Source organism: Streptomyces sp. NPDC005820, from assembly GCF_040630255.1.
Lineage (GTDB): Bacteria > Actinomycetota > Actinomycetes > Streptomycetales > Streptomycetaceae > Streptomyces.
In genome coordinates this window covers 100,116-125,741 of the sequence record NZ_JBEXXE010000024.1, presented here as the reverse complement: position 1 = coordinate 125,741, position 25,626 = coordinate 100,116, and the positions used below count along the sequence as shown (strand labels likewise).

Annotated in this window: 24 protein-coding genes and 3 pseudogenes; 16 read left to right on the top strand and 11 right to left on the bottom strand. The window is 71.6% G+C overall.

Features of this window, described 5'->3' with window-relative positions; translation table 11 throughout:
• Positions 1-66: 66 nt before the first annotated feature.
• From ABZ464_RS28395 to ABZ464_RS28350, 10 genes and pseudogenes are all read left to right on the top strand, one after another.
• The gene (locus ABZ464_RS28395; RefSeq protein ID WP_359281007.1) at positions 67-1,272 is read left to right on the top strand and encodes a sensor histidine kinase; all 1,206 of its coding nucleotides are present in this window, start codon (positions 67-69) and stop codon (positions 1,270-1,272) included.
• Entirely contained in the window at positions 1,269-1,964 is a 696-nt protein-coding gene (locus ABZ464_RS28390) for a response regulator transcription factor (protein ID WP_359281004.1), read from the top strand. Before ABZ464_RS28395 ends, ABZ464_RS28390 begins: the two co-directional genes overlap by 4 nt.
• Positions 1,965-2,191: 227 nt before the next feature.
• Positions 2,192-5,404 (top strand): glycoside hydrolase N-terminal domain-containing protein, encoded by a 3,213-nt coding sequence (locus tag ABZ464_RS28385; RefSeq protein WP_359281003.1) that lies wholly within the window; start codon positions 2,192-2,194, stop codon positions 5,402-5,404.
• A gap of 105 nt (positions 5,405-5,509) precedes the next feature.
• Positions 5,510-5,605, top strand: a pseudogene (locus ABZ464_RS28380) (KR domain-containing protein); the annotation flags it as partial.
• Positions 5,606-5,851: 246 nt separating this feature from the next.
• The gene (locus ABZ464_RS28375) at positions 5,852-6,433 is read left to right on the top strand and encodes a hypothetical protein (protein WP_359281109.1); all 582 of its coding nucleotides are present in this window, start codon (positions 5,852-5,854) and stop codon (positions 6,431-6,433) included.
• Positions 6,434-6,798: 365 nt separating this feature from the next.
• A pseudogene (locus tag ABZ464_RS28370) lies at positions 6,799-6,927 on the top strand (carotenoid oxygenase family protein); the annotation flags it as partial.
• A 79-nt stretch (positions 6,928-7,006) separates the two neighbouring features.
• Positions 7,007-7,063: pseudogene (locus ABZ464_RS28365) on the top strand (hypothetical protein); the annotation flags it as partial.
• Positions 7,064-7,154: 91 nt separating this feature from the next.
• Positions 7,155-7,649, top strand: a complete 495-nt coding sequence (locus tag ABZ464_RS28360; RefSeq protein WP_359281106.1) for a carotenoid oxygenase family protein — start codon at positions 7,155-7,157, stop codon at positions 7,647-7,649.
• Between the two features lie 100 nt (positions 7,650-7,749).
• The gene (locus ABZ464_RS28355; RefSeq protein WP_359281103.1) at positions 7,750-8,715 is read left to right on the top strand and encodes a sigma-70 family RNA polymerase sigma factor; all 966 of its coding nucleotides are present in this window, start codon (positions 7,750-7,752) and stop codon (positions 8,713-8,715) included.
• Positions 8,716-8,995: 280 nt separating this feature from the next.
• The gene (locus tag ABZ464_RS28350; RefSeq protein ID WP_359281000.1) at positions 8,996-10,615 is read left to right on the top strand and encodes an amidohydrolase; all 1,620 of its coding nucleotides are present in this window, start codon (positions 8,996-8,998) and stop codon (positions 10,613-10,615) included.
• A gap of 443 nt (positions 10,616-11,058) precedes the next feature.
• Here ABZ464_RS28350 and ABZ464_RS28345 read toward each other — a convergent pair whose 3' ends face one another.
• From ABZ464_RS28345 to ABZ464_RS28335, 3 genes are read right to left on the bottom strand one after another with little or no spacing between them, the layout of a single operon-like run.
• The gene (locus ABZ464_RS28345) at positions 11,059-12,024 is read right to left on the bottom strand and encodes a pirin family protein (RefSeq protein WP_359280997.1); all 966 of its coding nucleotides are present in this window, start codon (positions 12,022-12,024) and stop codon (positions 11,059-11,061) included.
• A 9-nt stretch (positions 12,025-12,033) separates the two neighbouring features.
• Positions 12,034-12,567, bottom strand: a complete 534-nt coding sequence (locus ABZ464_RS28340; protein ID WP_359280995.1) for a hypothetical protein — start codon at positions 12,565-12,567, stop codon at positions 12,034-12,036.
• Positions 12,564-13,022 (bottom strand): ATP-binding protein, encoded by a 459-nt coding sequence (locus tag ABZ464_RS28335; protein WP_359280993.1) that lies wholly within the window; start codon positions 13,020-13,022, stop codon positions 12,564-12,566. The genes ABZ464_RS28340 and ABZ464_RS28335 overlap by 4 nt, the downstream gene beginning before the upstream one ends.
• A 152-nt stretch (positions 13,023-13,174) precedes the next feature.
• Here ABZ464_RS28335 and ABZ464_RS28330 point away from each other — a divergent pair, with 152 nt between their 5' ends.
• Together ABZ464_RS28330 and ABZ464_RS28325 are read left to right on the top strand one after the other, a co-directional pair.
• Positions 13,175-13,396 carry a DUF397 domain-containing protein gene (locus ABZ464_RS28330; protein ID WP_359281100.1) on the top strand — a complete coding sequence of 74 codons (222 nt, stop codon included), beginning with the start codon at positions 13,175-13,177 and terminating at the stop codon, positions 13,394-13,396.
• Positions 13,397-13,527: 131 nt separating this feature from the next.
• Entirely contained in the window at positions 13,528-14,442 is a 915-nt protein-coding gene (locus tag ABZ464_RS28325) for a helix-turn-helix transcriptional regulator (RefSeq protein WP_359280990.1), read from the top strand.
• Between the two features lie 20 nt (positions 14,443-14,462).
• Here the strand turns inward: ABZ464_RS28325 and ABZ464_RS28320 are convergent, their stop codons facing one another.
• Positions 14,463-15,281 carry an SAM-dependent methyltransferase gene (locus ABZ464_RS28320; RefSeq protein ID WP_359280987.1) on the bottom strand — a complete coding sequence of 273 codons (819 nt, stop codon included), beginning with the start codon at positions 15,279-15,281 and terminating at the stop codon, positions 14,463-14,465.
• Between the two features lie 182 nt (positions 15,282-15,463).
• On the opposite strand from ABZ464_RS28320, the gene ABZ464_RS28315 reads away from it, so the two are divergent.
• The 3 genes from ABZ464_RS28315 to ABZ464_RS28305 all read left to right on the top strand — a co-directional run bounded on the left by ABZ464_RS28315 (position 15,464) and on the right by ABZ464_RS28305 (position 17,615).
• Complete coding sequence (locus ABZ464_RS28315; protein WP_359280985.1) at positions 15,464-16,144, top strand: PAS domain-containing protein; 681 nt, start codon at positions 15,464-15,466, stop codon at positions 16,142-16,144.
• Positions 16,141-17,118, top strand: coding sequence for a threo-3-hydroxy-L-aspartate ammonia-lyase (locus tag ABZ464_RS28310; RefSeq protein ID WP_359280982.1), 978 nt, complete (start codon positions 16,141-16,143; stop codon positions 17,116-17,118). Before ABZ464_RS28315 ends, ABZ464_RS28310 begins: the two co-directional genes overlap by 4 nt.
• Positions 17,119-17,255: 137 nt before the next feature.
• Entirely contained in the window at positions 17,256-17,615 is a 360-nt protein-coding gene (locus tag ABZ464_RS28305) for a cupin domain-containing protein (protein WP_359280980.1), read from the top strand.
• A 12-nt stretch (positions 17,616-17,627) separates the two neighbouring features.
• Here the strand turns inward: ABZ464_RS28305 and ABZ464_RS28300 are convergent, their stop codons facing one another.
• Both ABZ464_RS28300 and ABZ464_RS28295 read right to left on the bottom strand, forming a co-directional pair.
• A complete protein-coding gene (locus ABZ464_RS28300) occupies positions 17,628-18,980 on the bottom strand; it encodes a VWA domain-containing protein (RefSeq protein ID WP_359280977.1) in 1,353 nt (450 codons plus the stop codon).
• The gene (locus ABZ464_RS28295) at positions 18,977-19,834 is read right to left on the bottom strand and encodes a MoxR family ATPase (RefSeq protein WP_359280976.1); all 858 of its coding nucleotides are present in this window, start codon (positions 19,832-19,834) and stop codon (positions 18,977-18,979) included. The genes ABZ464_RS28300 and ABZ464_RS28295 overlap by 4 nt, the downstream gene beginning before the upstream one ends.
• Before the next feature lie 108 nt (positions 19,835-19,942).
• Here ABZ464_RS28295 and ABZ464_RS28290 point away from each other — a divergent pair, with 108 nt between their 5' ends.
• Complete coding sequence (locus ABZ464_RS28290; RefSeq protein ID WP_359280973.1) at positions 19,943-20,515, top strand: hypothetical protein; 573 nt, start codon at positions 19,943-19,945, stop codon at positions 20,513-20,515.
• On the opposite strand, the gene ABZ464_RS28285 is transcribed toward ABZ464_RS28290, so the two are convergent.
• The 5 genes from ABZ464_RS28285 to ABZ464_RS28265 form a co-directional block, all read right to left on the bottom strand.
• Positions 20,506-21,231 (bottom strand): hypothetical protein, encoded by a 726-nt coding sequence (locus tag ABZ464_RS28285; RefSeq protein ID WP_359280970.1) that lies wholly within the window; start codon positions 21,229-21,231, stop codon positions 20,506-20,508. The genes ABZ464_RS28290 and ABZ464_RS28285 overlap by 10 nt on opposite strands.
• Positions 21,232-21,286: 55 nt before the next feature.
• Positions 21,287-21,916 (bottom strand): lactate utilization protein C, encoded by a 630-nt coding sequence (locus ABZ464_RS28280; RefSeq protein WP_359280967.1) that lies wholly within the window; start codon positions 21,914-21,916, stop codon positions 21,287-21,289.
• Complete coding sequence (locus tag ABZ464_RS28275) at positions 21,913-23,391, bottom strand: LutB/LldF family L-lactate oxidation iron-sulfur protein (protein ID WP_359280964.1); 1,479 nt, start codon at positions 23,389-23,391, stop codon at positions 21,913-21,915. The genes ABZ464_RS28280 and ABZ464_RS28275 overlap by 4 nt, the downstream gene beginning before the upstream one ends.
• Positions 23,388-24,143 (bottom strand): (Fe-S)-binding protein, encoded by a 756-nt coding sequence (locus ABZ464_RS28270; RefSeq protein ID WP_359280961.1) that lies wholly within the window; start codon positions 24,141-24,143, stop codon positions 23,388-23,390. Before ABZ464_RS28270 ends, ABZ464_RS28275 begins: the two co-directional genes overlap by 4 nt.
• A gap of 72 nt (positions 24,144-24,215) precedes the next feature.
• Positions 24,216-25,604: a rhamnulokinase family protein gene (locus tag ABZ464_RS28265; RefSeq protein WP_359281097.1), complete on the bottom strand. Its 1,389-nt coding sequence runs from the start codon at positions 25,602-25,604 to the stop codon at positions 24,216-24,218.
• Positions 25,605-25,626 lie beyond the last annotated feature (22 nt).

Below are 25,626 nucleotides of genomic sequence, written 5' to 3'. Positions count from 1 at the left end.
ACACCATGGCGCCGCGGCCCACGCGATGTGTGAGCATGGCTGTTCCCTGAAGTGTTTCGGAGCGTGATGAGCAACAGCTGGCGGCACCGGGCGGCGGCCCACCCGAAGGCTCTGGACCTCGCGGTCCTGGTCCTGCTGTTCGCCGTCACCGTCTCCGGCGTCCTGGTCACCCGGGCCCTGGCCTCCGGCCCCCTGGCCCTGTGGCCCGGCATCGCCCTGTCCGCGCTCGCCTGCGCCGCCCTGAAGCGGCGGCGGAACCACCCCCTGCCCGTCCTCGCCGTCACCGCGCTGTGCGCGATCACGGTGGGCGCCCTGGGCTACCTCCTGACGCCCCTGCTGATGGGCCCGCTGCTGGTCGCGCAGTACGAGACGAGTCTGCGCACGCCCCGGCGCACCGGGTGGAACAGCGCCCTGGTCGTCACCGGTTGCGTGGTGTTCGGCGGCCTGCTCTTCCCCTCCTTCCTCGACTCCGTGGTCTTCGCCGTCGTCAACCCCACGGCGTGGATCCTGCTCTGCGCGGCCCTCGGCGGCTACCGGCGGGTGCGCCGGGAGTACGCCGTTGCCCGCGCCGAGCACGCCGACCGGCAGCGTGAGGAGGAGGCACGTCACCGGGTCGTCCAGGAGCGGATGCGCATCGCGCGCGAACTGCACGACGTGGTCGCCCACCACCTGACCCTGGCGGATGCCCAGGCCGGAGCAGTGAAGCACCTCGTGCGGACCCGGCCCGACCAGGCACAGGAGATCATCGACAGGCTCCCGGAGACGACGGCCGCCGCCCTGCGCGAACTCAAGGCCACGGTGGGTCTGCTACGGCAGGACACCGACCCCGCCGACGACCTGGCCCCCGCGCCGGGACTGGACCGGCTGCCCGACCTGGTCGACTCCTGTGCGGCGGCCGGCCTCGAGGTCGCCGTCACGGTCGAGGGGGAGCGCCGTCCGCTCACCCCCGTACTCGATCTGACGGCCTACCGGATCCTCCAGGAAGCACTCACCAACGTCACCAAGCACGGCGCCGGGCGCACCGCCGAGGTGCGGCTGGCTTTCACGCCCCGGCGGCTGACCCTGACGGTCACCAACGACACCGCCGTCGACCGTACTCCCGTGCCGTCCGGCCCGGGAGGCGGGTTCGGCCTGATCAGCATGCGCGAGCGCGCCACCTCGGCGGGCGGCACCTTCCACGCGGGCCACCGCAGCCGCGGCGGCTTCCAGGTGGTCTGCGCCCTGCCGCTCGACACGTCCCCCGACCGCCGCGACGAAAGCCCCGACCCATGACCGTCCGTGTCCTGCTCGCCGACGACCAGGCCCTGCTCCGGGCCACCTTCCGCATCCTCATCGACTCGACCGACGACCTGACGGTGATCGCGGAGGCCGCCGACGGGCGGGAGGCCGTCGAACTCACCGAGGCGCACCGGCCCGACGTGGTCGTCATGGACATCCGGATGCCGCACCTCGACGGCGTCGCGGCCACCGCCGCGATCTGCTCCCGGCCAGAGCTGACCGACACCCACATCCTCGTCCTCACCACCTTCGAGAACGACGTGAACGTCGCCAGGGCCCTGCGCGCCGGCGCGAGCGGCTTCCTCGGCAAGGGCGTCAGCCCCGACGTCCTGCTGTCGGGCATCCGCACGGTCGCGGCCGGCGAGGCCCTTCTGTCACCCACCGCGACCCGGGCCCTCATCACCCGCTTCCTGGCCGCCCCGGACACCGACGACCTGCTCATCCCCGACGCCGTCAAGTTGCTGACCGACCGCGAACGCGAGGTCGTGACGCTGGCCGCGCACGGCAGGTCCAACGCCCAGATCGCCGACCGGCTCGTCCTCAGCCCGCTGACCGTGCGCAGCCACATCCAACGGGCCATGACCAAGCTGGACGCCCGCGACCGCGCCCAACTCGTGGTCATCGCCTACCGGAGCGGACTGGTGAAGCCGCAGCCGCCGACATCGGCTCCGACGGGCGCCCTCTGACATCCGACCGGTGCGCGGTCACCGACCTGTCAGGCGGCAGCGATCGCTTTTGCGCACACATCCTATGTATGTGACCTCTCGGTACAGGATGTGCCGGGCAGGCTCGGCATCATTGCGCTTCATCCCTATAGACATCCCATCTATCGCTTGGTGATGATGGTGCTGCCTTCAGCTGAGGCCGCGCTTCCCTCCGAAAGAAGAACCGACCACCGGCTTGGAGATCTGTCGTGACCCGTGCGTCCGAACCGCAGCGAAGAAGCGTTCTCAAGTTCGGCGGCGCCCTCGCCCTCGCACCGCTCGCCGGCCAACTGGCCGGCGGCCCCTTCACGGGGCAGGCCGTCGCCGCCGACGGTGAGGGGCCGACGGCCTTACAGTGGCCCGCCCTGTCGCGTAAGGCGCTGAAGTACGCCGTCCCCGCCACGGACTGGCAGTCGCAGGCTCTGCCGATCGGCAACGGCCGACTCGGTGCCATGCTCTTCGCCGACCCCTACGAGGAGCGCATCCAGTTCAACGAGCAGAGCCTGTGGGGCGGGGTCAACAACTACGACAACGCCCTCGCCGGTCAGCCGGACAGCGCTTTCGACACCAGCATGACCGGCTTCGGTTCGTACCGGAACTTCGGTGACGTCGTCGTAGCCTTCGGATCCCACGGGTCCCGGCCCAAGGTCACGGCCCCGGGAGGCCCGTACAGCTCCTCCTCGTCGGAGGGTCTCGACAAGTCGTACGACGGCACGTCGAGCACCAAGTGGTGCATCGAGGGGCCCGGTTCGACGGTGCGGTGGCAGGTCGAGCTGCCCGACCCCGTCGCGGTCACGTCCTACCGGCTGACCAGTGCCGACGACGTGCCGCAGCGCGATCCGCAGCAGTGGACGCTCTCCGGTTCCGCCGACGGCACCACCTGGACCACGCTGGACAGCCGTACTTTGACGGCACCCTTCGAAAGCCGTTTCCAGACGAAGGAATTCACCTGTGCCGACAGCGGGTCGTACCGCTTCTACCGGTTCGACTTCGTCCCCAAGGCCGGGGTCAGTCATTTCCAGGTGAGCGAGATCGGTTTGTCGGGCGTCGACCTCGGCGGCGGCGGTTCGGTGTACCTGTCTTCACCGAGCGGGCACTCCAGGGGATCCGGCGGCGGGACCGGTTCCCGGGACACGGGCATCTCCCGTTCGGTGGACCGCGATCCCGCCACGGTCTGGCGGGTCGGCGGCGCCGCGAAGGCGGTCGTCTGGCAGGCCGACCTGTCCAGCGCGGTCGCCGTCACCTCGTACGCCCTGACGGCGGCCCCGGACCGGCCGCGGGACGACCCCCGGCGGTGGACGTTCCAGGCCTCGCCGGACGGGCAGGCGTGGGTGACGCTCGACACGCAGAACCCCGCGGCGCCCTTCGCCGGGCGCGGCCAGACCCGGACCTTCCGGATCACCAACACCACGGCCTACCGCACCTACCGGCTCACGTTCACCCCCGGTGAGGCGTCCACCGGCTTCCAGATCGCGGAAGTAGCCCTGGAGGGCGCGGAGTTCGACACCCGCACGCAGCGCACGTTCGTCGACTACCGACGCGCCCTGGACTTCGTCAAAGGTGTCCATACCACCCGCTTCGGCACACCGGGGCAGCGTTTTCGGCGGGAGGCCTTCGCGAGCCGCTCCGCGGACGTCATGGTCTTCCGGTACACGTCGGAGCGCGCGCGGGGACTCTCCGGAACGATCTCTCTGACGTCCGCACAGGACGGAGCCCCGACGACCGTCGACCCCGGCGCCCGGCGGATCGCCTTCCGAGGTGTCATGGGCAACGGCCTCAAGCACGCGAGCACCGTCAGGGTCGTGCACACCGACGGCACCCTGAGCGCCGACGGGCAGGCGCTCAGGTTCACCGGCTGCACGACGCTCACCCTGCTGCTCGACGCCCGCACCGACTACCGGCTCGACGCCGCCGCCGGATGGCGCGGAGCCGATCCGCAGGCGGCCGTCGACAGGGCCCTCGACAGGGCGGCCAAGCGGTCCTACGGCGCGCTGCGCGACGAGCACACCGCCGAGATACGCGCCCTCATGAACCGGGTCTCCGTCGACTGGGGCACCTCCGAGGACGCCGTCGTCGCCCTGCCGACCCACGCCCGGCTGGCGCGCTACGCGGCGGGCGGCGACGATCCGACGCTTGAACAGGCGATGTTCGACTACGGCCGGTACCTGCTGATCAGTTCCTCCCGCCCGGACGGCCTGCCCGCCAACCTCCAGGGCCTGTGGAACGACAGCAACGCGCCCGCCTGGGCCTCCGATTACCACACGAACATCAACATCCAGATGAACTACTGGGGAGCGGAGACCACGAACCTGCCGGAGTGCCACGAGGCGCTCGTGGAGTTCATCAAGCAGGTCGCCGTGCCCAGCCGGGTGGCCACACGCAACGCCTTCGGCAAGGACACACGCGGCTGGACCGCCCGCACCAGCCAGAGCGTCTTCGGCGGCAACGCCTGGGAGTGGAACACCGTCGCGAGCGCCTGGTACGCCCAACACCTCTACGAGCACTGGGCGTTCACCCAGGACCTGGACTACCTCCGCACCGTCGCGCACCCGATGATCAAGGAGATCTGCCAGTTCTGGGAGGACCACCTCAAGGAGCGCGAGGACGGACTCCTCGTCGCACCGAACGGCTGGTCCCCCGAGCACGGGCCGCGCGAGGACGGCGTCATGTACGACCAGCAGATCATCTGGGACCTGTTCCAGAACTACCTCGACTGCGAGGCGGTCCTCAAGGCCGACCCCGCCTACCGGGCCAAGGTCGCGGACATGCAGGCGCGCCTCGCGCCGAACAAGATAGGCAAGTGGGGTCAGCTGCAGGAATGGCAGGAGGACATCGACAGCCCCACCGACATCCACCGCCACACCTCGCACCTCTTCGCGGTCTACCCCGGCCGTCAGATCACCCCGCAGACACCCGACTTCGCGGCAGCCGCCCTCGTCTCGCTCAAGGCGCGGTGCGGCGAGAAGGAAGGCGTCCCCTTCACCGCCGCGACGGTGTCCGGCGACAGCCGCCGCTCATGGACCTGGCCCTGGCGGGCCGCCCTCTTCGCCCGCCTCGGTGACGGCCACCGCGCCCAGATCATGCTGCGTGGACTGCTGACCTACAACACCCTGCCCAACCTGTTCTGCAACCACCCGCCCTTCCAGATGGACGGCAACTTCGGCATCGCGGGCGCCGTGGCGGAGATGCTCGTACAGAGCCACGACGGCGTCATCCACCTGCTGCCCGCCCTGCCCGACGGCTGGAAGGCCCAGGGCTCCTTCACCGGGCTCCGCGCCCGTGGCGGCTACGAGGTCAGCTGCGCGTGGCAGAACGGGAAAGTCACCTCGTACGAGATCGTGGCTGACCGCGCGCGAGACCGCCGGTATGTCACCGTGCGCGTGCACGGCGTCGACACGAAGGTCAAGCCGGTCAGGCACTGAGGGGGATGTCAGGAGTCTGGAGAGAGGGGCGGCAGCCTGACACGCGCTGCGGTTTCAGCAGCCTGTGTCGGCTCGTGACTCTCCGGTACCGGGGCGCGCCCGAAGGTGCTGTTCTCCTCCGGCACGGGTCTGCCGGGCTCTCCCAAACAGAGCCACTGCAGCGCCGCCAACGCCTTCCTGGACGCCTGGGCACACCACCGGGCCCTGGCCGGACGCGTGCGGCCGCGCCGTGCCGTTTCCCGAAACCTGACCGCTCAACGCCGCCCCGCGAGGCGCACATCGGCCGCCCGCCGACCGCACTGGGCCGAATTCCTCCCTGCGGACGCCCAACACGAAGCCGGCCGGACCTCTGTGATCGGCATCACATGTCGGGTTTCGAACTTCCCTGCCCGCGCTGCATCCAGTCCGCGTCGACCACATTCGTTCTGGCTCAGCAAGGAAGACCTCATGGGTTATTTTCGCGGATTCATCCCCTGGATCGTCGCCGGTTTCGTGTCGGGCTTCGTGGACTGGCGCTGGGGTGCGGTCAGCGGTTTCGCCTCGGGGCTGCTGCTCCTGCTCCAAGACCGCCGTCGTGGAGTCGATCTCGACGCCCTGGTCCTGGAGGCCAGCACCCTCGTGTACTTCGCCGTGGTCGGTGCCGTAGCTGTGGCCAGGCCTGATTCATCGCTGGCCCATCACACCGACGTCCTCTCCTTCGCCTGGCTCGCGGCCACGGCCTGGGGGACGCTGGTGATCCGCCGCCCCTTCACGCTGGGCATCGCCAAGCGCCAGACGCCGCGTGAGTACTGGGACATGCCGGAGTTCATCCGGGTCAACAACCACATCGCCGCCGCCTGGGGCGCCGGCTTCACGTTCACCGGCGTCAGCCTGGCCGTCGCGGGCGCCGTGGACGCCCCGGCCTGGGTGGGCATCGTGGCCCATGTCGTCGGCCTCGTGGGCCCCGCCGTCTTCACGAAGGTCCATCCCGCCCGCGCCCAGGCACGGCTGCAGGCCACCCAGGCGACGGCCACCGCCGTACCTCATTAGCCGCTGTAGTCCGAGGCCCAAGGAGCGTGCAGACATAAGCACTGAAGCCGCCGACGGCCACACCGTCACCGTCGTCCAGAAACCCACCCTCTCCGAGGCGGGCAACCACGAGAAGGTGAGCGCGCTGGTGTACGTCACGGCGTTCGCGCCCGACGAGGACGAATCCGTCAACGCCCTGATCGCCGATCCGCCGCCCGGCGCGCCCGTTCCGCCGACCCTGCCGCCCCGAGACGGTTTCCTCCTCCTGGACCGGGAGAAGTTCGCCGAGTCCTTCGCCGCCGACCTGCCCGCCGACGGGGCGGCGCCGAGACAAGTGGCAGCCACGCCGTGTACGTCTCCAAGCCCGCCGAGGCCGGTCTCACCCCGTGCGGGGCTCGCTGCCGCCCGAATTGGACGGCCGTTATCTACGCAACGGCCTCAACCCGCTGCCCGGTGAGGTCGGCGGGCACTGGTTCACCGGCTCCGGCATGCTGCACGGCATCAGGCTGTGCGGCGGACGCGCCGATCCGCGAGGACCTCACCGTCGACCTGGCGGCGACGCCCGCCAACACGCATGTGATCCGGCACGCGGGCATGGTGCTGGCTTTGTGGGAGGCGGGCCTGTCCTACTGGATCACCGGCGCGCTGGAGACCGTGGGGCCGTACGACTTCGGTGGGCGGCTGAGGACGGCGATGACCGCGCGTCCCAAGGGACGAGGGCCATGGCGCCCGGCTCGGGATCATGTCCCGCACGCACGGCAGCACAGACGTGCGCCGGTACGACATCGACGACTGCTACGTCTGCCACGTCGGCAACGCGTACGAGGACGCCCACGGCCGGATCGTGCTGGACGCCGTGCGCCACGACCCCGCGGGCTTCCGGCACGCATGGTCCGGTACCGGCGGCGCCGCCGGGCCGGCCGCTGCGAAGGAACCGAGCCGCCCCCGAACTCCGTCCCTCCTGCACCGCTGGACCCTGGATCCGGCAGCCGGTCGCGTCACCGAGACCCGACTCGACGATCGCGAGGCCGAGTTCCCCCACCCACAACGAGGCCCTCGCCGGGCGCACCCACCGCTACCTGTACACGGTCTCCGGCGACGGCATCGCCAAGCACGACCTCATGGCCGCTACCAGCCGCCTGCACAAGACGCCCGGCGGCCGCCATGCCAGCGAGGACGAGGGCTGGCTGCTGTCCCGGCCGGTTTCCACGGCAACTGGCTGCCAGAGCCGCCCTGACCGGTGCATGATGCAGCACAGGCACGCCCAGGAACCTCGGCCGGCCGCCGCCGAAGCCCCGTGGGCGCGAACCACATCGCCACGGAGGCGTTCGCCCACCATGACAGCCCTCAACCAGCCCACGGACGAGGAACTCACCCGCAGGGCCCAGACCGGTGAGGCTGCGGCGCTCGGCCTGCTGCTGGCCCGCCACCAGGCCCCGATGCGGGCGGTGGCGCTGAGCCTGCTCGGCTACGGACCCGACGCGGAGGACGCGGTGCAGGACGCCGCGCTGACGGCGCTGCGCCGCATCGGCGACGTCCGGGACCCCGCGGCCGTAGGCGCGTGGCTGCGGGCGATCGTGCGCAACAGCTCCCGCATGCGACTGCGCGCCGGCCGGGAGACACCGGGCCTGGACGGCCTCGACTTCTTGCAGACGCACGGGATCGGGCCGTCCTGTGACGCGTATCCTCCGTATTTCTCGCATCCCGAGCGGGTCGTGGACCAGCACGCGATGCGCGACTGGATCTGGGACGCGCTGGAGCAACTGCCGGAGCCGCTGCGGCTGGTGCTTCTGCTGCGCCACTTCAGCGGAATCACCTCCTACCAGGAGATCGCCCACGCCTGCGAGATCCCGGTCGGTACGGTGCGCAGCCGCCTCAACCAGGCCCGGGCCAAGCTCGCCCACGTACTGCTCACGACCGCTGCACACGTTCACGACGACGCCTCCCGGCTCGCCGAGGACAGTCGCCAGGAGGCCGAGGCCACGCTGGAGGGCGCCCGGCGCGGCCATCAGCCCAGGGAGATCCTGGAGCTGTGGCCGGCGGAGACCGAATTGGTCGGCGTCCTGCGCCCGCCAGGCGAACGCTGCCATCCCATCCCGGCGATGCGAAGGAACCGGGAGAAGGGCGTGACCCAGCATCTGCGGCATGTGGTGGCCAGCCGCACCGTCACCATCTGGGAGATGGACGTCACCAACCCCGTCGGAATCCCCGACCCCTGTCCGCCGACCCTCGCCTGGCTCATGCTCCGCCGGAACAGGCGAGTCCAGACCCTCCGCGTGGTCTTCCCTCAGCCGCAGCGATGAGGGACCGGAGGGTTCGATAGCGGACGCGTCGCGCGGCCGGAGGGCATTGCGGGTGTCCGGGCAACCGTGGAAGAGGCTCGCCGGCCCGGCGCATGCTCGTCGCGCGCAAGTGCGGTCGGCGCGAGGCGGATCGTGGCTGGCGCATGATCTGCATATCCAACCCAAAGCATGACGCACTTCCTGCGCATCTGATCCGAATATGGCGGCGAAGTGCCGATCGGTTCGTACAACTGTCTTGTCAGCGAGACCTTCGAAACGCTGCGAACCGAGGGAGAAGACGATGACCGACCACACCGCCGACCTGCTGATCCGCGCCGGCGCGGTGCACACCCTGGTGCCCGGCCAGGCCCCGCAGCGGGCCCTGGCCGTGCGTGGCGACCGGATCATGGCCGTGTCCGCCGACCCGCACGGCCTGGACCACCGGGTGGGCGCGGGCACCGAGGTTCACGACCTGCCCGGCGCCACGGTACTGCCCGCCTTCGACGACACCCACACCCACCTCGTCTTCGCCGGGCTCGGCGCCCAGGACGTCCCCGTCCACCAGGCCCGCACCATCCCCGAGTTCCTGGAGCTGATCCGGCAGCGGGCCGCCGTCACCCCCGACGGCGAATGGATCCGCACCACCACCAACTGGCAGGAACTCAACCTCGCCGAGCGTCGCATGCCCACGGCGGCCGAACTCGACACGGCCACCGACAAGCACCCCGTCCTGGTCAAGCGCGGCGGCCACAACGACGTCGTCAACACCTACGCGCTGCGTCTCGCCGGCATCACCGAGGACACCCCGGTACCGCCCGGCGGCACCATCGGCCGCGACGCCGACGGCAAGCTGGACGGCCGGCTGATCGACAACGCGCTGCACCTGGTGGAACACCTGGTCCCGGCCCCCGACCGGGCCCGGCGCATCGAGGGGCTGCGCCTGGCCTCCCGCGACTACGCCGCCACCGGCATCGGCACCGTCCGGGACTGCGCGGTCACCCCCGAGGACTACGCCGTGTACCTGGCCGCCCGGAAGGCGGGCGCCCTCCACACCCGGGTACGGGCGCTGATCTCAGCGCTCGGCATGACCAGCGCGGCCCAGGTGGAGGACCTGCTCGACACCATGGAGCAGTGGCACCACGACTCCGACCCGTGGCTGTCGGTCTGGGGGGTCAAGTTCGGCCTCGACGGCGGCCTGGAGGCCGGCGCCACCGAGGAGCCGTACGCCTGCGACCACTCCTTCTCCGGCATGCTGATCTGGGAACCGGACGCACTGGTCGAGGCGGTCGAGGCGGTGGTCCGGCGCGGTTGGCGGGTCGGCACGCACGCCTACGGCGACCGGGCCGTCCGCACCCTCCTCGACGTCTACGAACGCGTGCTTCGGCGCAACCCCGGCCTGCCCGCCGGCACGCTGGTGATGGAGCACGGCGGCCTCGCCGGCCCCGAGCAACGCGCCCGAGCCGTCGCCCTCGGCATTCCCGTCACCATCCAGCAGCCCCTCCTCCACGACACCGCCGAGGTGGAGGAGGGCTTCTGGGGCCCGGAACGAGTCGCCCGCCTCTTCCCGGCCCGCAGCTGGATCGACCTGGGCGCTCAGGTCAGCGCGGGCTCCGACTTCCCCGTCGGCCAGTTCGGCGCGATGCGCTCCGTGTGGGGCATGACGACGAGGCAGACCGTCATCGGCGTCAAGGGCCCCGAACACGCGATCAGCCATGACGAGGCGGTGACCCTGCACACGGTCAACGCGGCACGTCTGAGCGGTGAGGAGGGTCTGCGTGGCACCCTCACCCCGGGCCGCCTCGCCGACCTGACCGTCTGGGACCAGGATCCCGCCCGCTGCCCCGGCGATACCCTGCGTGACCTGACCCCCACCCACACCTTCGTCGGTGGTCTCCTGGTCACACCCGGCGGCGCGCAGTAACCGACGGCGGCGTCCGCCCCCTTCCTTGCGGGATCGTCTTGGGACCTGCCGACGTGGTCAATGGGACGCCATCGTGCGCAGGACGGTGCGAGCGCGGTGTACGCCGTGCCCCGGTCGGGATCTGCAGACGGGACGAACAGGCTTCGTTCCCCACACGGTGTTTATTGATGACGGTGAGAAGACGACAGGACGGCCCGCGCGAGTTCGCGGACATCGGCTTCGCTCCTCCCGCGGTCGGCACACCGGCCGGCGTTCCACCACCTGATCACACTCTCCGGCGGCTCCTTGTGGCACACGGTGGATTTCACCGGATACGCCCTCACGCCGGGACTGAGGAGCGCCACGTCCTGGAGATGGCTGTGAACCATCTGGCGCTGGAGTTCCAGGCGCTGCGCCTGGCACAGCACACCGCACCGGTCAGTCTCCGATTGGCTTTTCCTGGGTCAGCGCACCCTTCCGCGGGGTTTCAGTCGAGTCTCCGGGAGGGCGGGGGCGGGGAGCGGTGCTCCGGCGTAGCCCGTCACCGTGCCGAAACGGGTGCCGCTCGCCCAGTCCTCCCGGGCCTGCTCGATCTCCTCCTGGGTGCGGCCGACGAAGTTCCACCACATGATCAGCTCCTCCTCGAAGGGCTCGCCGCCGAGGAGCATCAGGCCGGCGTCGGACTCGGCGCGCAGGGGAAGTTCGGTGCGGCCGCAGCCGAGGTAGAGGAGGGAGCCCGGGAGGACCGGGACGCCGTCGACGTGGACCTCGCCGGACATCGACAGGACGCCGTACTCGAAGTCGGGGACGAGCGGCAGGCGTACGTCCGTGCCCTGGGCGAGGGCGAGGTCGGCGCCCACGATCGGGGTGTACGTCGTCCCGGGGGAGCGGGAGCCGTCGAGTTCGCCGAGGACGAGGGTGGCGGTGAGGCCGGGTGCGGTGACCGTGGGCAGGGCCGCGTGGTGTTCGAAGTGGGGCTCGGTGTGGCGGTGGGCGTCGGGCAGGGCCACCCAGAGCTGGGCGCCGTGCAGGAAGCGGGCGTGGGACTTCGGGCTCTCCTCGGAGTGGCTGATCGCGCGGCCCGAGGTCATGAGGCCGAGTTCCCGGGGGCGGATGGTCTGGAGGCTGCCCGTGGAGTCGCGGTGCAGCACCTCGCCCTCGTGCAGCCAGCTGACGGTCTGCAGACCCATGTGCGGGTGCGGCGGGACCTGCATCCCGGGTTCGTCGGCGATGTCGTCGGGGCCGTAGTGGTCGACGAAGGCCCAGGCGCCGATCATGCGCCGGCCCAGGTTCGGCAGCAGCCGGCGCACCTCGGTCGACTCGCCGAGCTTCACCCGGCGGGGGCTCAGCAGCTCACGGACGGGCTCGGCGACGACGAATCCGCGCCCGCCGCACACGCTCGGCACGGGCGCACGGTCAAGGTTGCTCATGCGGTCAACCTAGTGGGTCGGATGCTCCGGGTGTGCCGACCCGCTGCCCGGTCTTCCGTCGTTCAGCGTCGCCGCGAGATCCCGGCCGGCCTCGACGATCTCGCTGTCGCGGTCGGTGAGGAGGTCCTGGAGCAGGCCGCGCTGGGCGCGGACGGCGTGGCGGGCCTCGCGTTCCCAGGCCACGTGGTTGTCGGGGTGGCGCAGCAGCTTGGGGTAGGCGGCGGCCGTGGTCTCCCACTGGCGGGCGTCGGCGATGCTCTTCAGCAGGCGCAGTATCGCCACCCGGCAGGTGACCTGCGGGAGCCGTGCGAGCTCCCAGAGGAACGGCACCGTGGCCGCGGTCGCCTGGTCCACCACGAAGCCGTACCGGCAGATACGGCGGCGCAGTTGCCCGAGCGCGCTCCGGGCGGTCTCGGCGTCGCCGCGGGCGACGGTGGTGAGCAGGGCCGGGATGCCGGCCGCGGATCCGGTGGTGTCCTGGATCTCGGGCCAGGGCACGTGTCCCAGGTCCTCGAGGGGTGGGGTTCTCTTCGTGGCAGTCATGTCATGGAGGTGCGGGTCGGCAGCATGGCCCAGACGGTCTTGCCCACGGGGGAGCGGCGGGTCCAGCCCCAGTGCTCCGACAGGGCCTCGACGATGTGCAGCCCGCGGCCGTGCTCCAGCAGTTCGTCGCCGGGGTGCGGGTAGAGGGGCGGGCTGTCGCTGGGGTCGGTGACGGCGCACATGAGATGCGAGCGGCGCAGGGTGAGTCTGAGCCGTACGTCGAAGTGGTCCGTCGACAGGTGCGGCAGGCCGTGCAGAACGGCGTTGGAGGCGAGTTCGGTGACGACGGTGAGCGCGTCGTCCGTGCAGTGGTCCACGGACCAGCCGTCGAGCGTGCGGTGGGTGAAGTCCCGTGCCTCGGCGAATCCCTCCCGGTCGCCCCTGAGGTGCAGGCTTGCGGTTCTGGACGAGTCACGGACGGACTCGTGGCTCCGGAACTGCGCAGGTGATGACACGGGGCATCTCCCTGAGGCGAGGTCAGGACGGGTTGCCGGAAGTGCGGTTGACGGCATGGTTATTATCCACGCTGACGATGTCCTCGTGCAATTTCACGGGAAATTGCGCGTACGAAGCGAGGAGAGTTGCCGTGTCGTCAGGAACCGGATCGGTGTCGAACGGAGTGCGGGCGAGCTCGCTGGGCGTCCGCTGGATCAAGAGCAGTCACAGCAACGCGGAGGGCAACTGCGTCGAGGTCGCGGCGCTGGACGGGGGTGGCGTGGCGCTGCGCAACTCCAGGGACCCCGACGGTCCGGCCCTCGTCTACACGCCGGCCGAGGTGGCGGCCTTCCTGGCGGGGGCGAAGGACGGGGAGTTCGACCACCTGCTGTGAAGCCACCTGTCGTGCGCGTGCGGGGCGTGGCTCCGGCGCGGCGCGCGGTTCAATTCCCGTGCCCCATACGGTCGTAGGCCGTCGGATGCGATAATGGGGTTGTCGTCCGTCGGTCCGTGGGGAGTCACAGGATGTCTGCCGAGTCGCCTCGAGTCTCCCGCCTCGAACCGTATCTGAACCGCGCGGAGCCCGCCCCGACCTTGCTCAAGATGCTGGTCGGGGTCCAGCTCGCGGGTATGCGGGAGGATGCCGGGCTCGCCCAGGACCAGGCCGCGCGTGCGGTGCGGTTCAGCCCGGCGAAGCTGTCGCGCATCGAGGCGGGCAAGGGGCGCCGCCCTCCCACGGAGGGCGACGTCCGCGCGCTCCTGACGCTGTACGGCGCCGAGGAGCACGAGGCCTCGGTGCTGCTGGAGCTGCTGCGGCAGGCGGGGGAGCCGGGCTGGTGGCAGCGCTACGACAAACGGCTGATGCCCGAATGGTTCGATCGGCTGGTCGGACTTCAGGAGGCGGCCACCGCGATCCGTACCTTCGAGATCCAGTATGTGCCGGGTCTGCTGCAGACCCCCGCGTACACCCGTGCCGTCGTGGAGCGCGGGCTGCCCTCGGCCGCGCCGCGGGAGGTGGAGCGCCGGGTGGAGCTGCGCACCCGGCGGAGCGAGCTGCTGCACCGCGCCGACGCCCCGCGGGTGTGGGCGATCCTCGACGAGTCGGTGCTGCTGCGCGTCCTGGGCAGCCGCGAGGTGATGCGGGAGCAGCTCGGGCGTCTGGTGGAGCTGGCCCGGCTGCCCCATGTCACCGTGCAGGTCGTCCCGTTGGACGTCACGCACGCCTCGGCGCCCGCCATTCCCGTCACCTATCTGCGTTTCGGCGGCGCCGATCTGCCCGACATCGTCTATCTGGAGCAGATCAGGAGCGCCACCTTCCTGGAGGACCGGGACGAGACGGAGGAGTACCGGGTCGCCCTGGACCGGCTGGCCGACCAGGCGCTCCAGCCGCGCGAGTCGCTGAGGATGCTCGAGGAGACCATCCGACAGCGTTACGCCTGAGATCGAGAGCCCCGGGCCGGTCAGCCCAGGCGGCCCACGCCGCCGAACTCGATCCACTCCTGGGTGAGTTGGCGGGGCGCGACCTCGGTGTCGGGCCGCCAGGTGGAGACCTCCACCAGCCCCGGTTCGAGGATCTCCAGCCCCTCGAACCACCCGGCGACGTCCTTCTCCTCCCGCACCCGGCCCCAGTGCCCCTGTGTGGCCTTGTCCATGAAGTCCGTGACGAACTCCCGTACCGCCGGGTCCTCGCTGACCAGCTGACACATCACCAGATAGCTTCCCGGGGCGAGGCGTTCGGCCACCCGGCGGACCACGGCGGGCGGGCCGTCGCTCTCGCTGTCGGGGATGCAGTGGAAGACCGAGTTGAACAGCACGGCCACCGGCTGGGAGAAGTCGATCAGCCGCTCGGTGTCGGGGTGGGTGAAGACGGCCTCGGTCTCGCGCATGTCGGCGTGGATCACGGTGGTGCGCTCGTCCTGCTCCAGCAGGGCGCGGCCGTGCACGAGGACCATCGGGTCGTTGTCGACGTAGACGACGTGCGCCGTCGGGTCGATCTGCTGGGCGACCTGGTGGACGTTGTCCTGGGTGGGCAGGCCGGAGCCGTGGTCCAGGAACTGCCGGATGCCGTATTCCTGCGTCAGGGTCTTCACGACCCGTTGGAGGAAGCGGCGGTTGTTGAGCGCGAGGGCCCGGGTGCTCGGGACGACCTTGTCGAGCTCCGCGCAGGCGGCCCGGTCGGCCGCGTAGTTGTCCTTGCCGCCGAGATAGTGGTCGTACATGCGTGCGGCTGTCGGGATCGTGGCGTCGATCTCCGTGGACAGAGGCTTCCCGGACTGCATGTTTTTCCCCCAGCTCCCGGCCGTGGCCGCGCCGTCGCGGTCGGTAACCCATCCTAGGGAAACGGGGATTGGCGACGCCACCCCTTGATCGACCCATCGCCCGAAGGGGGTGCCGGAGGGATCGGCTCCCAGGCGGATTGGATCCCTGGTCCAGTGTCTGGACGTGTGGTCTAATCACTTCCATGGATGCCAGGGAAGCGGAGCGGGACACGATCCTGCGGGTGCTCGTCCCCGTCGTGGACGGGATCGCGGCCACCTTCGGGCCGGTGTGCGAGGTCGTCCTGCACGACTACCGGCGACCGGAGAAGTCCGTGGTCGCCGTCGCCGGGTCGGTGACCGGGCGGACGGTCGGCGGGGCGATGAGCGAGATCGGCCTGCGCGTCCTGGCCCGCGGCGACGAGGCCCGCGACGAGCTGAACTACCTCACCCGCACCGGCGCCGGCGGACTGGTGAAGTCGTCCACGATGGTGCTGCGCGACTCCACCGGCGCGGTGTTCGGCGCCCTCTGCGTCAACGTGGACGTCACCGAGGTCGACCGCGTCCAGGGCCTGCTCGCCGCGCTCGCGGGCACCGCCGCGGAACCGTCGCGGGCCCCGGTGACCACCTTCGGAGACGACATCGACTCCGTCGTGGACGCCCTGCTCGACGACCATCTGCGGCGCCAGGACCAGACCTGGCCCGGCCTCGACCGGAGCCGGCGCCTCGCCCTCTTCCGCGGCCTCGACGCCCGGGGGGTCTTCGCCGTACGCGGGGCCGTCGAACAGGTCGCCACCCGGCTCGGCATCTCCCGCGCCTCCGCCTACAACTATCTGGCGCAGGCCAGGGCCACGACCACCGACTCTCCCGAGGGAGCCCGCCCGTGACCACCGCACCCCCGCCGATCACCCTCGACGACGTCCGTGACGCGGCCGTCCGGCTGCGGGGGGTCGCCCATCGCACCCCCGTGCTGCGCTCCCGCACCCTGGACGAGGCCGTCGGCGCCCAGGTGTTCCTGAAGTGCGAGAACTTCCAGCGGGTCGGCGCCTTCAAGTTCCGGGGCGCCTACAACGCGGCCTCCCGGCTGACCCCCGGACAGCTCGCCAGGGGCATCGCCGCCTACTCCTCCGGCAACCACGCCCAGGCCGTCGCCCTGGCCGCCCGGGAACTGGGCGCCCACGCGGTGATCGTGATGCCCGAGGACGCCCCGCGCTCCAAGCGGGCGGCCACGGAGGGCTACGGCGCCGAGATCGTCACGTACGACCGCTACACCGGCGACCGGGAGGCCGTCGCCCAGGCCCTGGCCGCCGAGCGGGGCCTCGCCCTGATCCCGCCCTACGACCACCCGCACGTCATGGCCGGGCAGGGCACCGCCGCCCTCGAACTCCTCGACGAGGTAGGGGAGTTGGACTCCCTCCTCGCTCCGGTCGGCGGGGGCGGGCTGATCGCCGGCAGTGCCACCGCGGCGAAGGGGCTGCGGCCCGGCATCCGGATCGTCGGCGTCGAACCGGAGGCCGGGGACGACACCAGGCGGTCCCTGGAGGCCGGCCGGCGGATCGAGATCCCGGTGCCGCGCACCATCGCCGACGGCCAGGCCCTGCCCACGCCCGGTGAGCTGACGTTCTCGGTGAACCGGCGCCTCGTCGACGAGATCGCCCTCGTCTCCGACGACGAGATCCGCGCCGCGATGCGCTTCGCCTTCGAGCGCCTGAAGATCGTCGTGGAGCCGAGTGGGGCCACCCCGCTGGCCGCCCTGCTCGCCGGCCGGGCCGGCGCCCCGGGTCGCCGGGTCGGGGTGATCGTCTCCGGTGGCAACATCGACACCGGCCGCTTCGCCGCACTGTGCGCGGGCGGCGCCTGACGCCCGGTCCCCCGAATGGCGCCCCCCGGTGGCGGGGCGGACGATGGAGGTGTGGGGTGCGGCCCCCACCGGTGACGTCCGGGCCGCCGGGGAGACCGGCCCCGGCCGTGGCGCAGCACGGCCGGAAGGAGGACGCCATGCTGGAAGTGAAGACGCTCGACAAGCCGGACGAGCGACGCGACTTTCCCCGGGGCCACCTGGAAGCCGTCCACATGAGCGGGCTCGACTTCGCCATGGCGACGTTCGAGCCCGGTTGGCGCTGGACGGAGTCGGTGGCACCCCTGGCGGGCACCGCGACCTGCCAGATCCACCACAACGGCTATGTCGTCAGCGGACGCATGCACGTCGTCATGGACGAGGGCGGCGAGACCGAGGTCGGCCCCGGCGACGTCTTCGTCATCTCCCCCGGACACGACGCCTGGGTCGTCGGTGACGAGCAGTGCGTGGTCTACGACTTCGCGGGATCGATGGCCAAGGAGTACGCGAAGGCCGACTGAGCCGAGCGTGACTCAGATCGGGAGCAACCGCCCGACCAGCGCGCCGAGTTGGTGCGCGTTGCGGCACTCGTGCATCGCGACCAGCTCGGCGTACTCGGGCGCGGCCGAGTCGCCCGTGCCCCACAGCGGGCGGGGCTCCGGGTTCAACCAGTACAGACGGCGGGCCCGTGCGGAGATCTCCCGGAGCGCCGGCAGATTCGGGTCGCTCATGTTGGTCCGCGCGTCCCCCAGCACGAACACCGTCGTCCGCGGGCCCACGGCGGCGCCGTACCGCTCCGCGAACTCGCCCAGCGCGACCCCGTAGTCGCTGCTGCCGTGAAAACCCGTCAGCCGCGCCTCGGCCCGGATCCGGGCGCCCAGCCCCTCCGGATCGGCCCGCCCGTGCTCCAGCAGCCCCGTGACCTCGTCGATCCGGTTGACGAAGGCGAACACCCGCACCTTGCTGAACTGCTCGTGCAGCGCCTGCACCAGCAGCATCGTGAAGTCGGAGAAACCGGACACCGAGCCCGACACATCGCACAGCAGGACCAGTTCGGGCCGGGCCGGCCGCCGGCGGCGCAGCACCGGCCGCATCGGCACCCCGCCCGTGGACAGCGAGCCGCGCAGGGTGCGGCGCAGATCGATCGTGCCGCGCGTGGCACGGCGGCGGCGGGCGGCCAGCCGGGTGGCCAGCTTGCGCGCCAACGGCTGTACGGTCCGCCGCAGTTCGGCCAGCCGGTCCCGCCCCGCGTACAGGAAGTCCACCCGGTCCGCGGTCGGCGCCACCGCCCGCCGCGCGATCTCGTCCCGCCCCCGCCGCTCCGCCACCCGGCGCCGCGCCTCCACCGCCACCAGGGTGCGGAACTCCTCGATGCGGCGCCGGATCTCGTCCTCGAGAAGCCGCCCCGCGAAGCCGGATCCGCCGCCCCGCCGCCGCATCTCGTCCCGGACCCGGGCCAGCAGCGTCTGCGGACGCAGCCGGTCGAGGGTCTGGTACGACGACCAGCCGTCCGCCCCCGGCGAACTCCCGTACCCGCCCAGCCCGTCGACCGCCTCGATCGCCAACTGGCCCAGCAGGGCGCTGTCGTCGGCGGCCAGGGCGTCCGCGAGCCGGTCGCGCAGGGAGTCCCGGTCACCGGGCTCGCCCACGGGCCCGCCGACGCCGTAGGGGAAGTACAGGTCGAAGACGGTGTCGAACAGCCGCCGTTGCTCCGGTGTGTGCAGCAGCGTCGCGGCGAGCCCCTCGCGCAGCAGCCCCCGGTCGGAGAACCCGAGCACGGCCACCGCCTCGGCCGCGTCCACGGTCTCACCGGTGCCGATCCGGACGCCGTGCGCGCGCAGCGCGGCCACGAACCCGGTCAGCCGCTCGGCGGCGTCGCCGCTCACACGGCGTCCAGGTCGAGCTTGGCCCCGGCCTTCAGGACGTCGTCCTGATGCTTGAGGATCACGCCCAGACTGTCCCGTACGACGGACTCGTCCAAGGTGGTGGCGCCGAGCGCGAGCAGGGTGCGCGCCCAGTCGATGGTCTCGGCGACCGACGGCACCTTGCGCAGGTCCATCGCGCGCAGCGCGGCCACCACCCGGACCACCGACTCGGTCAGCGCCGTGTCCAGACCGGGCACCTTCAGCCGGACGATCCGCCGCTCCAGTTCCTCGTCGGGGAAGCCGAGGTGCAGGAAGAGACAGCGGCGGCGCAGCGCCTCGGACAGCTCGCGGGTGGCGTTGGAGGTGAGGACGACGAACGGGCGGCGGGTCGCGGTGATCGTGCCCAGCTCGGGGACCGTGACCTGGAAGTCGCTGAGCACCTCCAGCAGCAGACCCTCCACCTCGACATCGGCCTTGTCGGTCTCGTCGATCAGCAGGACCGTCGGCTCGTCGCCGCGGATCGCGGTCAGCAGCGGTCGGGGAAGGAGGAACTCCTCGCTGAAGATGTCCGTGCGGGCCTCGTCCCAGGTCTCGTCGCGGCCGGCGCTGATGCGCAGCAGTTGCTTGGCGTGGTTCCACTCGTACAGCGCGCGGGACTCGTCCACACCCTCGTAGCACTGCAGCCGCACCAGCCGGGCCCCGGCCACCTGGGCGACGGCCTTGGCGAGTTCCGTCTTGCCGACCCCGGCCGGGCCCTCCACGAGCAGCGGCTTGCCGAGCCGGTCGGCGAGGAACACGGTCGTGGCGACCGCGGGGGAGGCCAGATAGCCGGTCTCGGCGAGACGGGCGGAGACGTCGTCGACGGACGTGAACAACGGGGCCTCCGGGGGGTGCGGTCGAGGCGGGGCAGGTCCGAGCACATATCTAAGCGCTTGTTCACCCACCTTGTCGATGTTGTCAGTGGCGGCGGCTACCTTGCACGCATGGGGATCTATCTCGCGAACGTGACGCCGCAGGACTGGTCGACGCCCGGCGAGGACGGCCATGGCGACATCGCCGCGGCCCTCGACGAGGAGCTGGCCCGGCGCGGCGTGCCGCCGTACACGCCGGGCGAGCCTGGCGGACGGGGCCGGTTCGCGGAGAAGACGAGCCCGCCGATGGACGGCTTCGACGCGCTGTGCCGGGATCGGCTGACCCCGGAGGAGCGGCACACCCTTCTCAGCTGGTCGTTCGTGGTGCCCTTCGCGCTGGAGGAGCCCGTCCTGCTGCCGATCGAGAACAGCTACGACACCGAGACCCTGGTCGTCGGAGCGCCGTACGTCCTCGCCCTCGCCGAGCGGCTCGCCGCCGCCCTCCGTCTGCCGCTCGACCTGATACCGGAGCCCTCCGGCCCCCATGAGCTCAACGCGTGGTTCCTGGACGGCGACGCGGAGAAGACCGCCGCCGCGCGCCCCGGCCCCTGGGCCGACGACCTGGACACCGCGTTCTTCACGGCGCTGTATCTGCGCGCCGCCCAGTACGCGCAGCGCCACCACTGCCCGCTGACCTACTCCTGACCCGGCTCCACCAGGAACACCGTCAGCCACTCCGCGTCCGCCGCGTGATAGCCCAGCCCGACCAGCGCCTCCGAGGCCGCCCGCATGTGCTCGGCGCCGTAGACCACGGCGACCGTGAACGGCCCGGTGCGGCTCGTGTACGCCTGGTCGAACTCGGTGAGCACCCGCACGAGCAGCCGGTCGCGGCGGCGCATCAGCAGGTCGTCGAGTCCGGGCATGCTGTCCGCCACCGCCTGCTCGGTGTCGCTCACCAGATCCTCGGTGGTCATGTGCCGGGCCAGATAGCGACGGGTGCCGAACAGCCGCATGCCCGCGCTCATCGCCGGCACCAGCGTGGCGATCATCAGGCGCTCGCGCAGCGGCAGCCGCCGGAACCCGGACTCGAACTCCCCGCCCGACATGTCCGGGCACACCACCGGCACCCCGAGCGCCCGGTAGTCGATGTCCTGGACGACCAGCCCCAGCCGCTCGCTGTACTCCAGCTGCTCGTACGACGCGACCAGGGCCTCCGCGCCGGGGGAGCGCGCCTCCCGGCCGACGCCCTCGGCGAGCACCAGGTCGCAGCGGCGCAGCCGGTCCGCCACCTCTCGGTAGAAGGCCGGCTCCCCGATGTGGATCATCGGGAAGAGCAGGAAGGACAGGCCCGTTCCGGGCCTGGTGAACCGGATGACGGCGGAGCGCACCCCGGCCAGGCCGGTCACCTCGATGAACTGCATGGGAGCCCCCTGAGTCCGCGCGCGGCACCAGGCCCATACCCGCGCGGGGCCCCGCTCAGCCGACCAGGATCACCTCGAGGGTGCGCGGACCGTGCACTCCCTCCACCCGGTCCAGTTCGATGTCGCTGGTCGCCGACGGACCGGAGATCCATGTCAACGGCCGGGCGGGGTCCAGCCGTTCGAGGGCCTGCGGAACGGACGAGACGACCTGCCCCGGCACCCGCACCACGCACACATGGTGGTCGGGGACGAGCGTGATCCGGCGCCGCCCCTGGTCCGGCCCGCCGTCCAGCACGATCGTCCCGGTCTCGGCGATCGCCACCGCGCACGCCGTGACCACACTGTCGACCCGGTCCAGCTCGTCCGCGGTGCTCTCCGCGGTGTCCTCGACCCGGTCGGCCCCGGTCGCCGACAGCCAGCCCATGTCCAGCCCGGGCGGCACGACCACCGACTTCGCCCCGCGCTCGGCCAGCAACCGGCCGATCACGGACGGCAGTTCGTCCTCGGAGCAGCGGTGCACGAGCGCCCGGTAGTCCGCCAGGTTCTCGGCCAGCAGCTCCACCGTCTCCTCGACGCCAGGCTCTCCGTGCACGTGCAGATAGCCGCGCTCGATCGGCGTCTCGTCCCCTGCCACGTCGGCGAGCGCGCGCCGCACCCGCCCCAGGATCCGTTCCCTGCTGTTCACTCGGCCCCGTCCTTTCCGCCGTTCGTGCGCTGCCACCAGTCGCGGAAGGGTTCCGCGGGTACGGCCGGCAGGTCCCGGCTGCCGCTCCACGCCTTCCCCGGTCCGGGGAGCGTACGAGGGTGCAGCCGGCGCGTCCGGGAGGCGAGCCGCTGCCCGGTGCGCAGGGCGCCGGGGCGGGCGAAGGCCCAGCGCGCCGCGCGCATCGCCGCCCGCTCGGCCGCGTGCCCCTTGGCGGGCTTGAGCACCACCTTGTTGCCGTCCCGGGTCACCGGGCCGCCCTCGACGACCCGCTCCCGCAGGTGCACCAGCACCTCGGGGATGTCGATCGCGACCGGGCACACCTCGTAGCAGGCGCCGCACAGCGAGGAGGCGTACGGCAGCGAGGCGTCGATCTCGCTCTGTGTGCCCCGCAGTTGGGGGCTGAGGATGGCGCCGATGGGGCCCGGGTAGACCGAGCCGTAGGCGTGCCCGCCGGCCCGCTCGTAGACCGGGCAGACGTTGAGGCAGGCCGAGCAGCGGATGCAGCGCAGGGCCTGGCGGCCGACCTCGTCGGCGAGGGTGTCGGTGCGGCCGTTGTCCAGCAGCACCAGATGGAAGGTCCTCGGTCCGTCGCCGTCGGTCGTCCCCGTCCACGTCGAGGTGTACGGGTTCATGCGCTCGGCGGTCGAGGAGCGGGGCAGGGTCTGCAGGAAGACCTCCAGGTCCCGCCAGGTCGGCACGATCTTCTCGATGCCGACCACCGAGATCAGCGTCTCGGGCAGGGTCAGACACATCCGCCCGTTGCCCTCGGACTCGACGACCACCAGGGTGCCCGTCTCGGCGATCATGAAGTTGGCGCCGGAGACACCGACCTTGGCCCGCAGGAACTTCTCCCGCAGATGCAGCCGGGCCGCCTCCGCCAGTTCGGCGGGCGTGTCGGTGAGCCCCTCCGGGGCCGGGCGCCCCCACTCGCTCATCTCCCTCGCGAAGATGTCCCGGATCTCGCCCCGGTTGCGGTGGATGGCCGGGACGAGGATGTGCGAGGGCCGGTCCCTGCCCAGCTGCACGATCAGCTCGGCGAGATCGGTCTCGTAGGCGTGGATGCCCTCCGCCTCGAGCGCCTCGTTCAGCCCGATCTCCTGGGTGGCCATCGACTTGACCTTGACGACCTCCGACTCGCCCGTCTCCTTGACGAGCCGGGCGACGATCCGGTTGGCCTCCTCGGCGTCGGCCGCCCAGTGCACGGTCCCGCCCGCAGCCGTGACCGACTCCTCCAACTGCACCAGATAGCGGTCGAGATGACGGAGCGTATGGTCCTTGATCCGCTTGCCGGCCTCCCGCAGCTCGGCCCAGTCCTCCAGCTCTGCCACGGCAACCGCCCGCTTGGCGCGGATGGTGTGCGTGGCGTGCCGCAGATTCCCGCGCAGCGTCTTGTTGTTGACCGCCTCGTGCGCGGCCTCAGGGAAGGCCGGCATGCCCACGAACGTGCCGCTCATACGGCCGGTTCCTCCTCCGTGCTCGCCAGGATCTCCGCGAGGTGCACCGGCCGCAGTCCCGCCTTCAGCCGGGTCATGGTCCCGCCGATGTGCATCAGACACGAGTTGTCGGCCGCGCACAGCACCTCGGCCCCGGTCGACTCGGCGTTGCGCACCTTGTCCGCGCCCATCGCCGCCGAGACGTCGGAGTTCTTCAGCGCGAACGTGCCGCCGAACCCGCAGCACTCCTCCGCGCCCGGCAGCTCCACCAGCTCAAGCCCCCGGACGGCCTCAAGGAGCCGCCTCGGCCGGTCCCCGAGCCCGAGCCCGCGCAGCCCGTGACAGGTCGGGTGGTAGGTCACCTTGTGCGGGTAGTACGCGCCGACGTCCGTCACCCCGAGCACGTCCACGAGGAACTCGGTCAGCTCGTACGTCTTCGGCACGACCGGCGCCAGCGCCGTGGCCAGTCCGCCCCCGCGCCCTTCCGCCCTCGCCCGCTCACCCATCCGCGGATACAGCTCCCGCACCATCGCCCCGCACGACCCCGAGGGCGTCACGATCGCCTCGTACTCCCCGAAGACATCGGAGAAATGCCGGGCGAGCGGTTCGGCCTCATGGCGGTAGCCGGTGTTGTAGTGGGCCTGGCCGCAGCAGGTCTGCGCCATCGGGAAGTCGACCTCGACACCCAGTCTGGTCAGCAGTTTCACCACGGCGCGGCCGGTGTCCGGATAGAGCGTGTCGTTGACACAGGTCAGGAACAGTGCGACACGCATCGCGGCTCCTTGGGGTTGATCATCGGATGAGTGCAGGGTAGTCCGGCGGAAGCGCCCGGGGGAGACCCCGGCTCACCGCGTGGCGAGCCGGGCCTGTGCCTCGCGCCAGCGCCCGGTGCCGCCCTGCGGCTCGTAGCGGGTCAGCGGCTGGGTGTGGGCGAGCAGCCGCCGCATGTCGGCACGGTCGCCCACCAGCCCGTGCGCCCGCGCCTGCACCAGCACGTTGCCGAGCGCGGCGGCCTCCGTCGGCCCGGCCACCACCGGCAGCCCGCAGGCGTCGGCGGTGAGCTGGCACAGCAGCGCGTTGCGGGTGCCGCCCCCCACGATGTGCACGACGTCCGCCGGATGCCCGGCGAGCCGCTGGGCGTCCTCGACCGCCCGGCGGTGGGCGAGGGCGAGCGAGTCGAGGATGCAGCGGGTGATCTCGCCAGGCGTCCCGGGCACCGGCTGCCCGGTGGCCCGGCACGCCTCGGCGATCCGCTCCGGCATCCGCCCGGGTGCGAGGAACGCGGCGTCCCCCGCGTCCACGACCGACCGCAGCGCGGGCACGGCGGCCGCCTCCCGCAGCAGCACCCCCAGATCGGGGTCCCCCCAGGCCCGTACACACTCCTGGAGCAGCCAGAGGCCCATGATGTTGCGCAGGTACCGGACCGTGCCGTCCAGACCCAGCTCGTTGGTGAAGTTGGCGGCCCGGCTCTCCTCGGTGAGCACGGGTGCCTCCAGCTCCAGACCGGCCAGGGACCAGGTGCCGGTGCAGATGTAGGCGAACCGCTCCCCGGTCGCCGGCACGGCCGCCACCGCGGAGGCGGTGTCGTGCGACCCGACGGCGGTCACCGGCACGGGCCCGGTCAGCCCGGTCTCCTCCAGCACCTCGCCCCGCAGCACCCCGGCGGGATCGCCCGGCTGCCGCAGCGGCGCGAACAGCTCCAGGTCGATGCCCAGCCGCGCGGCGAGCTCGTACGACCACGTCCGCGTCCGGGGATCGATCAGCTGGGTCGTGGAGGCGTTGGTCAGCTCGGTGCCCTGTTCGCCGGTCAGCCAGTAGGCCAGCAGATCGGGGATGAGCAGCAGTCGCTCGGCATGGGCGAACTGACGCGTCCCCCGGGCGGCGACGAGCTGGTACAGGGTGTTGAAGGGCGCGTACTGCAGACCGGTCGCCGCGTACAGCTCCTCGGCCGGCACACCGGCCCACACCTTCTCCGCGATCCCGTCGGTCCGCGCGTCCCGGTAGTGCACCGGATTCCCGAGCAGCGCCCCGTCACCGTCCAGCAGCCCGTAGTCCACGGCCCAGCTGTCGATGCCGACGGAGTCGACCTGCCCGGCTGCCTTCAGCCCGTCCAGCACTCCCGCGTACAACGCCAGCACGTCCCACCGCAGCCCCTCCGGAACCCGCACCGGACGGTTGGCGAACCGATGCGCCTCCGCCAGCTCCAAGGTGTCCGGCCCGACGCGGCCGACCATGACACGTCCGCTGGACGCGCCG